The sequence below is a fragment of the Candidatus Ichthyocystis hellenicum genome (genome assembly GCF_001460935.1).
GTDB lineage: Bacteria > Pseudomonadota > Gammaproteobacteria > Burkholderiales > 2013Ark19i > Ichthyocystis > Ichthyocystis hellenicum.
Map to the genome: position 1 here is coordinate 1255825 of NZ_LN906597.1, position 17508 is coordinate 1273332.

The following is a 17508-nucleotide window of genomic DNA, read 5'->3' on the forward strand; positions in this document are numbered from 1 at the left end:
TTTACTCGTTTCAATTGATGGTATGCTATCAATTTCACTTGATTCACTTTGACAATCAAGTAATTCTTCTAATTTGGTATTATCATTAGTGATACTGTCTATAAAGTTAGACAATGATTCATACGAATCATTAGAATTATCCATCAGAACATTTTCTATTATGTTATCTACGTCATCGTTATAGTTTAAAAGTTGACAATTGTGTGGCAACTGACTATCAGTATCGGTATCAACATGGCTTAATTTATCAATGTTGCTTGTAGTATGACAGTTATTTATTGTGTATGAATGCATATACTTGTTGCCTGTATAATTTTACATGAATGGTATGTGCCTGGTATTACAGCGGTATTATTTTACACTAGAATTGTATTAGTAGATGTTCAATTTTGTTGGTAAATCTTGTATGCTTATTTTATTAAATGATGATGATGAAATTTTTTCTTTATGCTACTAGTTTTAACTAGATTGAAATTTTATTTAAACTATATTAGTCAATCACTAAAACACATATTGTTATGATATATGGAGTAGTGATTTTTATAAAGTTAATTGTTTATGATTAGGTTATGTCTATTATTTAACAACATTCATTAACGTCCTATATTCTTGATCGTACGTATGATATCATCATCAATAAATATTTTGTCAGATAAATTTATATTATGATTTTCAGTTATTACATTTATTTTAGTTGGGAGCGCCCATGGTGTGTTCTATAATGTGTTTCAGTCATGTCTGATATTAGGTGGTCAATAATTGATTTTATCGTATGTTCATTCGGTAATAGTGCTTTCTCTCCAACAAGTATAGGTGAGTTTTTTGTTATATGCGCTAATTTATTTTCTCTTTCTCTAAGTAATATAATGTCAAAACTTGAACGTTCGTTTGTTGCTGTTTCTTTAGTGATATCATTGTAAATATCTAAAGCGTTTCTCATAAATGATCTGGTAACAGCTATATCATGGAATGGAGTGAATGCCCATTCAGAGATATCAGCCAATTTAAACTCACCAATTGTCGATATAATTTTATGAGGCAAATCAAGTATAGTATCTATTATTAAGCCTTTTAATTTTCGTAAGATTTTTTCTTCACCCGCACTATCTATTTCTATGCCTATATCTAAAGTATTATTTGGTTTTAACACATTAACAAAACTCATATGTGATTCTTTACTTATATCATCTACAATTTTTTTGCTATATTCATGCAGCTTGCGAAAGAAAACGTAATTATTAATACATCTGCACTTAATATTTGAAATAGACAGACCAGGAATTACTAATGTGTCAGAGGTGCGCATAATATCATCAATGCATTGATAAGTTTTATCAATAACATATTCTTTTACTTTTGAATAGACAGAGGAAAGATCAACACAAGATTGATTGCAGTTACTGTGTTCAGGGATTTCAGTCCTGAATTTTTTTGATACGTAGTTAATAAATTCATCATCATCGTCAATAGTTATTTTTTCAATAGCATGTATGTATATACTTTTTCTTATTATCTGGCATTCTGTGAAATCTTGATATGTACAATCAGCGCTACTTTGAGAATTAGTTGGACCATATGTATTTTTTTCTGTAACTGATTTCGGATGTCTATTAGTACATAGAAGGTTTATATCTGATGCTAAATAATTAGCCATTAAAATTTTTGTGTTTTTATTTGGAAGAATCATTTTCCCTTCATGCGCTACTACCAGAGATTCTTCTATAGCTGATTTTAACCTTTTTTGCACAGTGATGTCATCTTTTTCTAGCGGTTTACTCTCAGACATTATTTTGAAATCCACGCTCATTTCTTCAATGTTCATCATAAACGATCTGGTGACATATGCGCCATGTAGGGGCGAAAAAATATGTTCAGCCATATCTTTTTCTTCAATTTTTTCCACTGCAGATTTTATGCTCTCTGGTAATTTGATTATATTATGTATTACTAATTCTGCAACTAATTCGGAAAATGCTTCTCTTCTTCTGGGAGTTGTTTTGGGATACAAAAGTCTTCCCTCAAAATTTATTGATTGTTGAACGATAGGTAAGAAAAATTTATGTTCAATTTTACCAACATTTCTTGCTATTACATTGCATAATTTTTGCATCCTATCAAAGAAATTATTATTTGATATATATGCATTATGCACACATGAAATTGTCATCCCTTTTTCTATTGATACATCTTCTATGCTTGAAATATACCTTATATGTGGGGAAAGTTTATTTGATATGTATCTAATAACGTTTGAGTAAGTCTTAGAAAGACCAATATGTGATCCAGGAAAATAACCTGAAGTAATATCGAACTCTCGTAATACTTTTATCTCAAATGAATTTTTATTGCAAATATTTATTTTTTCAATAGCATATTCATATATGCTCAAGGTCGATTTTCCAAAATCTATAGAATTTAATGGACGGTATCTTTTTTCTAGTATGGATGCATGTTCTTTCATTACGTGATCTGCATAGATTTCTGAGCCATAGTTTTCATAACAACTAGATAGCTGGATATTTTCTGACACTTCGCTTGTGATTACATTTGTGTCTTCAATAAGTGGTTTGTGTTTCGAACTATGAATATTAGGATTGATATCAAGTAATAAACTCTCAGTCATTGATGTTACTGTAGAGTAATTAGGTAAAAATGCTTCATTTTCATGTAGCATAACAGATTCTCTAACTGCCTCTTCTATTTTTGCTTTTATTGAAGGATCATTATTTTCATTTATTGGGTTATCTGAGCAAATTTTTACTACTTTTCTTATAAGCAATTTATCAAAGTATACTCCGTGAAGTAATGTAAACGCCCCCTCTAAAACATCATTTTGGGTGAAATTTTCCAGTATAGATTTAATGATAACTGGCAACTCTCCAATATTTCTTCTCATTAAGAGTCTTAAAAACTTTGAAAGATTTAATCTTGTATCATCGTCAGTATTTTGTTCTAAGTTAATACTTAGACTATACTCTGCAGAAAAAGTAAAACTTTTTTGAACTAAATTTAAAATATCCCTATCCAGTGTTAGATTAATACTTTCTTTGATCTCTTCGCAGCTATTACATAGTTCATTAACAAATAAAATTTGATCAGATATACACTTGTTTTTTATATCCCATAAAGTCATTCCTGGAGTTATAATTATATGATCTATATGCTCCATTTGTTTTTTTGTATTAATGCATTTATTAATTTTATCAACAATGTATTGGATTATATTTGAATAAGTTACATCAAGTTTAATCTCTGACTTTGGAATTCCCATAACTATGTTGTTTTTCTTAAGCAGGTTGTATATTTTATCTTTAAGTCTACCAAATTCTTCACTACCAATGTAAATTTTTCCAATGGCGTATCTGTATATGCTCGGTATTACATTTGCAGAAAATATATCAAATTTATCGTATGATTTTGACACCACATTTAATTCTTTTGGCAGTATATGTGCTTCAATATCTGATGTGATAGGACGTAGTATATTGCTTGGATCTGTATCCATATATTCTATGAAATTAACAGGTATTGGTTGATTAGGAATTGACGGTATATATTCCCCTTTTGTTACATCCTCATGTAATGTCCGTAATCTACGTGTTTGATTAAACTGACTGCTAGTAACCTTCATATCTGATATTAAGTTACCAACCATTTTATTTATTTCATCATTATTTGTTGGTGAAGTAATATCTTCTCTGACTAATATTACAGAATTTCTAAATAATTCTTCTAGTTTTTTTCTTAGCTCTTTATCTACTTTCTGGTATCTTTCTATTGTAGTTTCTGTGAGTTCCGAAGTATCAGTTGATGTCATATCAGTGCAGGTACGTATTACACTTCTTATAAATGATCTACTAACTTCTGTGCAATGAATTCTAACAAAGATACCTCTATGGATATCAGCTGTGGTAAATTCTGTGTTTATCATTTTTCTTATATTGTTTGGTAACTCAGTAACAGTTGTTTTTATTAATTTTTTTAATGAGTCGTGAATATTATTTCTGCTGTCATCGCTCATTTTATCTGTGTCAACGTCTAGGGTTCTTCCGCTACCAATGCCGATTCTACTTTTAATTAATTTTAACAGTGTTTCAGGTGGATCATTATCTATATCTAGGATAACTTTATTGCAGCATTCTTCTAATTTTTCAAAAGCTACTGTGTTCGATACATATTTTTCTCTAATTATAGATATTGGCATTTGGGCATTTATAATTACATCTTTATCTCTGATGTCATCCACATATGGATGCAGTTTATCCATAATATAGTTCTTTATTGTTGAGTAAGTGCCGATGAGTAGATTTGCACGTTTTTTACTTATTCTAACATTATGATGAATCTCAAGTGCTGATAATAGGTCATTCCTAAACGAATGATTTTTATCTACTACAATTTTTTTGATAGCATATTCGTACATGGTATAATTGTACTCATTGCAGTACAGGTTTCTGCGATTGTGTGATACTGAAAGTTGCATTAGTCTCCGTGTTTTTATGTAATCACCTGTTTCATGACTACTTGTTGTTAACTCAGTAACATTATTTTGTTCGTTTATGGGCAAGGGATCCGACTTAAAGAGTTTATTTTGGCAAATTTGTTCATTATCTTTTTCATCATTATGATGAAGTCTTTTCATAGTCATAGAACTAGACTTACTTCGTTTTTTGTTATGATTTTCAGCGCAAGAAACATTATTTATATCTGATAACAAATGATTGAGCATTGACGTTACTATGTGTTCATTTGGTAAGAATATATTCGTATCACTAAGTATAACCGATTTTTGCAGTATTTCTCTTAATTCTTTTTCTATAAGTGATGGTTCATCAGCATTTATAGACCATTCTTGCATTACTGAATTGCTATTCTTGCAAGTTCTAACTAAATTTTTTACAAATGATTTATCAATGTATAATCCGTGAATTTTAACAAAAGCACCCATAAGAATATCAATTGAATCAAATCTCTCTATTGCAAGTTTAATTTTATCAGGCAAGTGATTAATAGTGTCTATTATTAATTTTTTTAATGATACGCAGATTCTATTCTTTTTATCTGGAGTAATTCCCTGTGATTCCTCCTTTAAATAATTTAATGAAATAAACTCAATGCTGTTTTTTACCATATAGATTAATTCTTCGGGATCAATTTTTATTACATCTTCCAAAATTTGTTTGCAAAATTTATCTAATTCACAAAAGAAAAAATTATTTGATGTGTATTTATTTTTGATGTCTGATGCAGACATTCCAGGGAATATAACTACTTCTTTTGTACGTAAATGTTTTTCAATAAATGGACTAAAAACTCGCTCAATATATTGGCGTACACTTGAATAATTATTAGAGATAGCTATACACAATTGTTTAGTATTACTGCTTTTAATTTCATTATTAAATTCTTTTAACATTGACTGCGAAAAATGTTTTTCCTCATCAATTTCAATTTCTCTAATAGCTATTTCATATAAACTTGTAGTTAACTTAGTAGAATATATATCTACGTAGCTATATGTGTTTGTTACTATTTTCAATCCTTCTGGTATTACATGTTTATCTTCGATACCTTCAAAAGTAGTTTCTCTATTGCTGCTGGATGGTTGAATTAGATTTTCTTCTAGCACTTTCCTTGTGTAATGTTCATGTTCAGGTACAGATGCCAATTCACAAAATTCTTTATCGTTTCTTTGTTGTTCAGTGTTTTTTTGATCTTCGATATAAGCACATGTCTGATATTTTTCAGTTGACCTGATGTCTTCCATCAGATAATTGTTAATACTTTGTAGACTACATGACTGAATGCTAACAGACGTAGGTTGTTGTTCAGGTAAACATATATTTTTACCGTTTCCAGTTTCAGTATTTATAACTGATTGCAGCTCACTTTTCTCCTCATCATTATCATTATCGAGAATGAAATTATGAAAACTTTCTTCTGATATTGATATATCAACATCTCCAAGTTCCAGTTCTTCAAGTTCCAGTTCTTCAAGTTCCAGTTCTCCAAGTCCCAGTTCTCCAAGTCCCAGTTCTCCAAGTCCCAGTTCTCCAAGTTCCAGTTCTCCAAGTTCCAGTTCTCCAAGTACTAGTTCTCCAAGTTCACTAAGCGCTATATCACCTATTAAACTACTTGTTTGACTCTCAGTTTCACTACTAACTGACTCAACATTGTCTATACTAGTATTTGGTAGATTAGGGTACATGCTGGCTGATTTTTGATGATTGTTAACTGATTAAAAAAAGAAATATTACTGCTACACTGGTTAAATCATACACATTAACTGTATGAATGAAAATTAAATTTTTTGTAGTAAGGATATTATTTTTTATCAAATTAATTGCATTGATTGAATTAATATAATGGTATTAATATAAATTCTTTATACTAATTCTTCATTGTAGATAGTGCATTTTTCAATGTAATTACAATGTGACCTTGTGTGAATATTAATAGCTATTTTTTCTAGTATCATGGTTAAAAAAAGGAGGCTTTAATAGATATACGCAAACATGAGATTGTAACTTTTTCAAAAATAATATACAACGCGCGGTGCGTGACTTTAAGTAATGGCTAATGGAGCTTGTTTAGTACTGATTATACCGGTACATGTTATTATACTCCCAAGTAAGTGGCAGGATTTCTTTGGTGTTGTTTTCATTCGCTTGTCAATGCCCCCAAGGTACTTGTAATGAGTAAGAAGTTATTATTAAGTGAAGTATCGCATAATTTATGCGCTGATTACTTTTCCATCCCTTCTTGAGAATATTTATTGTACATTTCAGTCATATCTAACACCATGCCATTAAGAATTAATTCTATGGTATACCCGTCGGGTAATAGTGCCGTTTCTTTAACTAGAACTGGCGAATTTCTTATTATACATCCTAATCTATCATTTTGTTCCCTAATTATGTCGTCAAATTTTAGATGTTGGTTAGTTCTAATTTCTCTAACGATTTCTTCATAGATCTCAATTACATTTCTGATAAATGATTTAGTTACTTTTATGCCATGGTATTGAGTGAATACCGCTTCAGAGATATCAGATGGCCCGAGTCTGTCAATTGTGGCTATAATTTTATGAGGAAGATCAAGCATAATGTCTATTATAAAACATTTTAGTTTTTGTAAAATTTTTATTTCTCCCTCACTATCAACGTTGATACCAATCTCTATCTTATTATTTGGTTTTAATATATTAATAAAATTTTCACATGGTGCTTTGCTTATATCGCTTGCAATTTCTTTGCAGTATTCATGTAGATTGCAAAAGAAAATGTAATTATTGATACATTTTCGCTTAATATCTGAAATTGACATACTGGGGGTTATTGATATATCACAGACACGCATAATGCTATCAATATGTTGGCTGGTTTTTTCATAAATAAGATCTATTATTTTTGAATAGACTGTCGAGAGATTGATGCGTGATTGACTACAGTCATCTTGTTCGACGACTTCATTTTTAAACTCTGTTGTTATATAGCTAAGAAGTGATGTATCTTCTTCAATGTTAATTTTTTCTGTGGCCCATTCATAGATACTTCTTGTCATCATTGGAGATTTTAAATCTTGATATACATGATTACTATTTTGTGCGCTAGTTGAGCTATTTGTAGCTTCTTCGATCCAGGGTCCATGACAGGTACTATCATTAATTAAACTTTTACGTATATCTAGTATTAAATGATTAGCCATTAACATTTTAGTATTCTTATTTGGGAAAAATATTATTTCTTTATGCACTACTGTCAAAGATTTATCTACTGCTGATTTTAATTTTTTTTCTATAAGGTCTAGTTTTAGTTGGTTTCTTTCTGACATTAATTTGCAAGCGATGCTTATTTTTTCAATTTTTCTTGCAAATAATTTAGGGATATATGCTCCATGTAATTGTGCAAAAACATTACTGATGATATGAGCACCTGTAAGATTTGTTATTTCGTCTTTCATGATTTGTGGTAAATTCTTTATATTATATGACATAAAATCTATAAGAATACTGGCAAATTTGTTTTTTCTTTTCTCACTTCCGGTAGTTATTTTTGTATACAATCTTCTGCCGTTGAAATTTATTGAACTTGGAATTATGGGAAAAATGAGCTCATGGTTGGTTTTTCTCAATTCTTTTTCAACTATACTGCATGATTTTTGTATCTTCTCGAAGAAAGCATCATTTGATATATATGCATTATGTATTTCTGATACAGACATTCCTGGTTTTATTGACACGTCTTCTATGCTTGATATATACATTATATATGGATAAACTTTGTCTGCAATATAATCAATTACTTTTGAATAAGTAGTGGAAAGCCTCATATTTGTATTATCAGGAATTTCATTGATGCCGAATTCCTGTAACATTGATTCCTCAAACGCTCTTTTATTACGAAGTTCCATTTTTTTAACAGCGTATCCATATATGCTCAATGTTAACCCACCCATATTCATAAGATTTGATATACGATATGAGTCTTCCATTACATGATCCTTGCAAACTTCTGCTTCAATCTCATTACTACATGAAGCCGTATTTTCTGGTACTTCCTCTGTGGTTTCATCTTCATTGATCGGGATACGTTTCGTGTCAATATTATCAGTAGTAATATCTGATAATAAATTATCGGTCAGTGATGCTACAGTAGACTCATTTGGTAAAAACGTTCTACCTTCGTGCAGTATAGTAGATTCTCTAACTGCTTCTTCTATTTTTATTTTTATATCACAATAATTTTTTGTATCTCTTCCTATTGGACCGTTTGAGCAAATTTTTGCTACTTTTCTTATAAGTGATTTTTCAACGGTTACATCATGAAGTGTCGTGAACATTCCTTCAGAAATATCATGTTGATTGAAATTGTTTTCTAGCAGAGACTTAATATTAATGCATAAGGTGTCAGTATTATTTTTTATTAATGACCTCACCCATTTTGAAATTTTACCTCTTGTGCAGTTATCAGCTTCTTCTAAATTTATTTCTATATCTCCTGTAGCAATATCAAGCTGTTTTTGAATTAGACTCAAAACCTTTTTATCCACTGTTTGATCAATATCTCTTTTAATTTTTTTGCAGTACTCATGTAATTCATTAAGTAAAAATTTATTCAATAGACATTTATTTACTATGTCTGTGAGATTCATTCCTGGACTTATAATGGATAGTTCTATTTCTTTAATTTTAATAGCTTCTGAACAAATTTTATGGACAATATATTGTTTTATATTTAAAATTGTTGTGTCGATTTTAATGTCTGAGGCTGTAATTCCTCTAATTACTTTTCTTCTAAGTAAGCTGCATATTCTATTTCTAAGTCTATCTGAGTCTATGCTATCCATACTGACTTTTTTAATGAGATATCCGTATACGCTCATGCTCATATTTTCAGAAAATATGTCTATCCTATTATATGATTTTGATACTAAATTTAATTCTTCAGGCATTTCAGGATGATGCTGATCAATTTGAAGTGGTGCAGGGCTAATAGCAGATCCCAGATTGGGAGATGCTTCACTATAATTGCTTTTCTCTACATCCATATCTTCTATATAACTTTCACTCATATCACTAAATGTTGATTCCTGTCTTGTAGTTGTATGTGATCTATTTGTTTCAATAATATTACTAATAGTTGACATATCTGATATTAAATTATTAACTAAGCGATTAACCTTATTAGGTTCTGGTGGAACAATTTTTTCTTTAATTAATACCACAGAATTTTTGAATAATTTTACTAAATTTTCTTTTAGTTTTTCTGATTCTATTTTTAGATGACGATCATCTGTAATTTTTTTATTATCAATTTGATGTTTTTCGTAAGTATGTATTACATTTCTTATAAACGATCTAGTAACATGTGAATTATGGATTTTAACAAAGATAGCTTTATGGATATCGTTTTGTGTGAGTTCTGTTTCTATCATATCTTTTACTTTATTTGGTAAATTACTAACTACTGTTTTTATCAAAGTTTTTAATAAGTCGGTAATTATACCCCTACCTTTTTCATCTAGTATTGCTGATTTAGTATTTATAAATGTTCCCGTACCAACGCGGATGTGGTCTTGAATTAAGCCTAATAATGTTTCAGATTGATCTTCATTTACCGTTTGTTCAATTTTTTTACAGTATTCCCTTAATTTTTCAAAAATGGCTGAGTTTGATACATGAAGTTTGCGTATCTCAGATACTGATTTACCGGCAGTTACAGCTATATCTTCAGCTCTAATGTTTTTTATATATGGAGAAAATTTATTAAAAATATATTCATTTATCGTAGAGTAAGTTCTACTTAATCTACTACATGATCTTTTATCTACTCTAACATTATTAGCTTTTCCGAGTTCTGACAGCAGGGTATTCCTGAAATAGTTGTTTTTATCTAATGGTATTTTTTTTATAGCGTACTCATATAGGGTATAGTTGTATTCATCGCAGTATAGATTTCTACGATTAGTTATCAAGGATGTACTAACATTTGGTTCGTGGGTTACGGGTAAATAAACCATTTTTCTTTTGTGAATTATTTCATCATTTTCTTCATCTTTTTGATGTTGTCTTTTTGTAGGACGACAAGAATATTGTTTCTTAGTTTCATTTCCAATTTTACTGCTAGTGGTACTAGCACGAAAAATGCTACTTATATCTGATAATAAGTTATTAATCATCGTTACTATTATAGATTCATCTGGTGAAAATATGTTTGTATCACGAAGTATAACTGATGTTTTTAATTCTTCTCTTAATTTATTTTTTATAAGTTTTATTTTATCATTTTCTAAAATTTTATCTTCTATCATTAATTCGTCATATTTGCAAATTTTTACTAAATTTCTTACAAATGATTTATTAATATATACGCCATGGATTTTAACGAAAGCATCTTTAAGGATATCAATTAAATCAGATTGCTCTATTGCGAATTTAATTTTGGGGGGCAAATTAAGAATAGTTTCTGTTATTAATTTTTTCAATAATAGAGCGATTTTATTTTCTTTATCTGAAGTAATTCCATGTGCGCCTTCCTTTAAACAATTTGATGAAATAAAATCAATATCATTTTTTGCTAGATACATTAATTTTTCATGGTCAGTACTTTGTATATTTTCCTCAATTTTTTTGCACAATTTTTCTAATTCACCAAAGAAAAAATAATTTGATACATATTCATCTTTGATATTTAACACGGACATTTCTGGTGTTATAACTACATCTTTGGCATGCAAAATGTTATTAATGTGTGTGTGTAAATTTGATGAAATGTACTTACGTATTTCTGAGTAAATGTTAGAGATAGCTATACATGCTTGTTCTATATAATTGCTTTTAATTTCGTTGTTAAATTCTTCTAATATTTGACGCATAAATAATTTTTCTTCATCAACTTCAATTTCTTCAATAACTTTTTCATATAAACTTGGTGTTAATTTACTAGAATATATGCTTACGTTATTACATCTATTTGTTGTTATGTTTGATTCTTCTGTTATTGCCTGCTCTTCTACGGTGCTTTCAAAAGTACTTACTTTATTTGTAGGTGAGATTATATTTTTTCCTAATGGTTTTATGTAGTCATTTTGCTGATCGTATTCAGGTACAGATATTGACGGTAAAAGTTCTAAAAATTCTTTTTCTTTGCTTTGTTTATCAGTATTTTTTTGACCGTCGATAAAAACGAATTCTGAATTATTTGATTCCTGGTTTTTTTCAGTTGATGTAGATGCTTGTTCGGATAAACAACTATTAATAAAATGTCTATAATCACTCGATGATTGACCCGGTTCATTTGATACTTCATCCTCTTCAGTTATATCAGTTATAGTTGAGGGGTTGGGCGTATATTCCTGTTGATTATTGTTGTAATAGGGATGATTAACTGAATAATGAGTTGTCAATGTTACTTCTGGATTGATATGTGTAATACTTTTCGTCAGATCTTTACTGATATCTTGACTGAGATTTTGTAGTCCATATAATTGAGTACCAGCAGACGTGGGTTGTTGTTCAGATAAAGGGGTACTTTTACCGATTTCAATTTCAGTATTTGTAACTGATATATCATCTACATCTACATCTACATCTACATCTACATCTACTTGCTCTCCTATATCTAGGTTGTCCCCTATATCATCTCCTGGTTCTTCTATATCCAGTTCTTCTGGATCTTGTTCTAGATCTCCTAGATTTCCCAGATCTCTTAGTTCTTGTTCTAGATTTCCTAATTTTTGTTCCAGATCTCCTAGTTTTTGTTCCAGATCTAGATTTCCCAGATCTCCTAGTTCTAGATCTCCTAGTTCTAGATCTCCTAGTTCTAGATCTCCTAGTTCTAGATCTCCTAGTTCTAGATCTCCTAGTTCTAGATCTCCTAGTTCCGCATTTACCGATGAACTACTTGTTTGCTCAGTTTCGTTATTAGTTGATTCAGCGGCATTGTCTGCAATGATGATGCTATTATTTAGGTGTGGATACATGTCGATTTGTTTTTGATTAATCGATGAGCAATTAGAAAGTTTTAGCCTCGTTTGCTGCGATCATATACAGAAAATATATGAACTAATATCAATTTTTTGGGGCTAAGAATATTATTTTTTATCAAACTAATTGTATTTCATTGAATAAATGTAATGGTATCAATATCTTATGGTAATTATTCGTTATAATCAGTGTATTTTTGAGAGAAGTGCAATTTTACAATATTGGTTTTTAAGACTAATTAACATTAGTTATTAGTTGCTAATGGTTTATTAATTATTAAAATAATTAGGAAATTTTTTTAAAAATGTAAGTTATTAATAAGGTCTATATAAACATAAAATTACGTATTTTTAAAAAATAATAAAGTAATACAATGTATATTAATTACTTTAAATAATAAAATGATTTATCATTCAATGTACAGATGCACTGTCCACACACCAACGCATCATGGTAACTGGTGTTGTTTTTTCTGTATTATATCGCAGACTATATATTTGTTATAAAACATACCGTGTCTTATCCTTTAATAATCTCCTATTAATGGGAGATATGGATATATCTATCATTATTTTCATATTTGCTAAGTTTGACAAAATTCTTTCAATAAATGACCAATGATTGATTTTATCGTAGATTCGCTCGGTGAAAATACCATTTCCCCGATTAGTATTACTGATTTTTTCATCATTTCTTCTAATCTCTTTTTTTCATGAAAATTATCAATAGATCTTGGTTTTTTTATCTTGAAGTCATAACTGCCATTACAAATATCTAGAGCATTTCTCATAAATGATTTGGTTACATATACATCATTAAATGGTATAAATATAAGTCTCGAGATATCCGTTGCTTTAAGTTTATCAATTACGAATATAATCTTCTGTGGCAAATTATAAATAGTGTCTACTATCAAGCATCTCAGCTCTTGCAAAATTTTATCTCTTTTGTTGTGGGCAACATTGCCTACATTGATTACAGGAGTATCATTTGAGCTTAATATAGGTAGAAAACTTTCATGCGGTATCTCATTTATATCTATTGCCAGATCTTTACATTGTTCATATAGTTTGTAAAAAAATAATGCATTCGATATTGATTTGCGCTTTATCTCGGTAATAGACATGCCAGGATCTATTAATATATCCGAAATGAGTATGGTGCTATTAATGAGTGAATGAACTTTATCTGAGATATATTTTCTTATATTCGAATAGATCATGGAAAGATTAATACATGATTTATCAAAATCATTACTTTCAATATCATCCTTTAGCTCTTTTAAGATGCAGTTTACAAATATTCTGTCCTCGTCAATTCTAATTTCTTCAATAGCAGATTCATATATGTGCTTTCTTAGTACTAGGGGATCTCTGTAATCTTGTGATGCCTCATTTACACTAGTTTTTTTGTAATTTGATTTCAATGTCTCATTTTCTACAAATAGTTTAGATCGTATGTCACTATGACCTTTAACTATGTCTGATAGTAAGTAATCAACCATTGATGTTACTGTGCTTTCATTAGGTGAAAGCACTACTCCTCCGTATAATATAACAGATTCTTTTACTATTTCTTCTAATTTAATTTTTATGAGTGGTTTATCTATTACGTTAAATTTGTTTTCCACCATCATTTTATCTATTATATAGATGTCCTTCACATTTCTTATTAGTGATCCTGGAACGTATGCCCCATATAGCTTTATAAACATGCATTCCGAAATATGATCTTCGTTAAACTTTTCTATTATGGACTTAATGCTATCAGATAAGTTGTTAAGGGCATCTATTATTAAAGTTTTAAATAGTGAGTTTATTTTAATCCGCGTACTTGTATCAATGTTGTCTGTAGAAGTAAACAAATTTTTTTCTGAACCAAAGTTTATTGTTCTTTGAAGCATAGGCAAGAAATTTTTACCCTTGATTTCACTCAGATTTTTTGCAATTTCTTTACAACATTTATGTAATGTATCAAAAAAATATTCATTTGATATACAATTATTTTTGATATCTGATATAGACATTCCTGGTGTTATACGTATATCTTTGATGCGTAAAATATAATCAATAAGGGGGTGAACTTTATCTGAGATGTATTTTTTCATCCTTGAATAGGTATGAGAAATATCCATAAGAGAGGCATTAAAACCTCTATTTTTAATTCTGTTTTTTAACAACTCTAATACTTTACTCCTAAGTAATTTTTCTTTATCGATATCAATTTTACCAATAATATATTCATATGTGTTTTTACTAAATTCCATGTAATGCATATTATTATAAGTATATATATTTGATACTATTTTTAATCCTTTTGGCATTACACTATTTTCAGGCATGGATTTATCCTGATTGGTTGCAGATATTTCTCCACAATGTTTATTTTTGTAATTACTTTGTTTAAATTTTTTCTTGTCTTTACCATATAATCTACTTGACTTGTAGGATGTGGGTATTTTTTTGTTTGTGAGGGTGTCTTGCGTAATGGGGAATACGCTATCCGTATTTAAATTAGGTCCGTAATTAATGTCTAATAGCAAATGATTGGATATTAGATTTACTGTAGATTTATTTGGTGATAATACTTTTCCCTCATGTAGTACGCAATATTTCTTAAATAATTTTTTTAACTTTTTTTTCACGTCTTGATCAGTAATTCCTAAGTGTTCTTTTTTCATCATTAATTCATCGTAAGCGAAAATGTCCACTACATTTCTTATGAATGATTTTGAAATGTATGCGCCATGTATCTCAATAAAAATGCTAGACAAAATGTTATGTGAGTCAAAATTTTTTATTGTTAATTTAATATTTTTAGACAAATTATTCGTATAGCCTATTATTAAGTTCTTTAATAACGCTGCTATCTTTTCTAATATGCTTATATCGACCTCTTCTGTATTAATATCTATATACTTACTGTTAGTAAAATAAATTCGTCCTTGAATGATAGGTAAAAATTCTTCATAATGAGCTTTTTCTATGTCTTTTTCAATTTCTTTGATGTGTTCTGACAGTCTGTCAAAGAAAATTTTGTTTGATATGTATCTATCTTTAATATCTGTAATAGACATTCCGGGGGTTATTAATATATCTGCAATGCGTACAACATTGTTAATGTGAGGAGAAATTTTATCTAAAATGTATTTCATTACTTTTGAGTAAATTATATTAGTGTTAACACGTGATTTATACGAATTTTTAATTTTAATTTCATATCCAAGTTCCATTAATATAGTATCTCTGAGGATTTCCTTTTCGTAGATATCAATTTTTTTAATAGCATTTTCATATATGCTTGTGGTTAATTCAGTGGAATATATATCTACGTACTTATATGAGCATGATGCTAGTTTTATTCCATCAGGAAGTACGTGTTTTGATAATATTTTCGAATGACATTTACGATTTTTAGAGGGATATTTCTTTTTGGTGTTGACTTTATTTTCAGATAAATACGGATTGGACTTCATTACAGGTTTTTTTTCAAAATAACATTTATTGCTAATGATTTCCTCAAGGTCTTTCGTATCTTTAATTTCAGCAGATCTTTGTTCAGTGATAAGAAAAGTAGGTGCCTGTAAAGAAAAAGTTGAATTATCATTTTTAACTACTGTAGTAGTTCTATCAGATGATGTTGTGCGGTGCAATGTACCTGTTATGCTTAGTTTTGGTTCATTTGATGTTGTAATTACGTCATCCAATGAACTTTTTAGTGGGATATCATTATAATTATCTGAAAAATGTGCTGTTGATGATCCTGAATTATTATGCAGCATGTCTTCCAGTAAATCATTTGATATAACTTCTTCTACTATTTCCATATGTACTTCTGGGATATCTAGCGGATATTGGTCTGTACGATTAGTTCCAATAGGAGCGTGAGCGCTATCAAGGCCATAGAAGGGTGGTTCAGGTGAACATTTGTGCATCATATCAGCTAACAAGTCATTTAATATAACTTCTTCTACCATGTCCATATCTATGTCCGATCCATATAATGATTGGACTGAACTGTTACTATTGTTATTAGACTCACCTAAATAACAGACAGGTGATGAATTTGATGGTCCCTTGTTTGGCATGCTCTCCAATAAATCACTTAATATGACTTCTTCCACCATTTCTAGATCTACAGTAGAAGCATAAAATGAATATTCTTTTGATCTATCATTATTTTCTGAAAAATAAGTTAATGACGTTCCTGAGTTATTAGAAATTGTATTTTCTAGTAAATCTTTTAGTACAACTTCCTCTACCATGTCTAAGTCTGTAGTAGAACTATCAAGAGAATATTCTTCTGATTTATAATTATTTTCTGAAAAAATGGTAGATGTGTCTGAATTGTTAATTGTAGTGTTTTCTAGTAAATCTTTTAGTACAACTTCTTCTACCATGTCTAGGTCTACATTATGACTATCAAGTGAATATTCTACTGATTTATAATTATTTTCTGAAAAACTGGTAGATGTGTCTGAACTATTAATTGTAGTGTTTCCTAGTAAATCGTTTAATATTACTTCCTCTACTATCTCCATATCTACAGCATAGTGATCGAAATAATGCTTCTCCGTTACATCATTATTACTGGAAAGGTTATAAAAAGAGTAAGGTGCCGTTATATCTGAGTTGCTAAAGGTTAAATTCTCTTCTACGCTTTTTAGATTGTTTACAATCTGACTATAATTTAGAGGTTGATTATCAGACAATACATGATTTATAGTGGCGTAAGAGTTGGTAATTTCAAAATTGCTTGATTCACCAACATTACATGTATCGTGGTAGTTGTTCGAAGGTTGTAAGTACATATGCTTTCTCGTGTGTAACGTAATTAAATCTGACAGTTATTGCTTCCGCATAATTTCACACCGGAATTATACTAGTATGTGTTAAATTTTTCTTTAAAATAATATTAATATTATTTTTTATTAAAAACACACGTAGTGGTATTTTGGAGAGTCGCAATTCTACTTTATGACTTATGCTTATAACTTATCACTGATTGATTCGTACATAGTT

At 29.5% G+C, this 17508-nt stretch carries 4 protein-coding genes; all 4 read right to left on the reverse strand.

Going from position 1 to position 17508, the window contains the following annotated elements:
- On the reverse strand, positions 1 to 294 hold a 294-nt coding region (locus tag Arg41_RS08190; protein WP_242641405.1), incomplete at its 3' end, for a hypothetical protein.
- A gap of 391 nt (positions 295 to 685) precedes the next feature.
- On the reverse strand, positions 686 to 6208 hold the full coding sequence (locus Arg41_RS04955) for a hypothetical protein (RefSeq protein WP_092490536.1): 5523 nt from the start codon (positions 6206 to 6208) through the stop codon (positions 686 to 688).
- Between the two features lie 536 nt (positions 6209 to 6744).
- Entirely contained in the window at positions 6745 to 12483 is a 5739-nt protein-coding gene (locus Arg41_RS04960) for a hypothetical protein (protein ID WP_092490537.1), read from the reverse strand.
- 587 nt (positions 12484 to 13070) lie between these two features.
- Entirely contained in the window at positions 13071 to 17297 is a 4227-nt protein-coding gene (locus tag Arg41_RS04965; protein WP_092490538.1) for a hypothetical protein, read from the reverse strand.
- Between the last annotated feature and the right edge of the window lie 211 nt (positions 17298 to 17508).

Bases quoted from the DNA above. Each gene is read 5' to 3' on its own strand.
- Arg41_RS04965 (WP_092490538.1), bottom strand. From the start codon at position 17,297: ATGTACTTACAACCTTCGAACAACTACCACGATACATGTAATGTTGGT.
- Arg41_RS04955 (WP_092490536.1), bottom strand. From the start codon at position 6,208: ATGTACCCTAATCTACCAAATACTAGTATAGACAATGTTGAGTCAGTT.
- Arg41_RS04960 (WP_092490537.1), bottom strand. From the start codon at position 12,483: ATGTATCCACACCTAAATAATAGCATCATCATTGCAGACAATGCCGCT.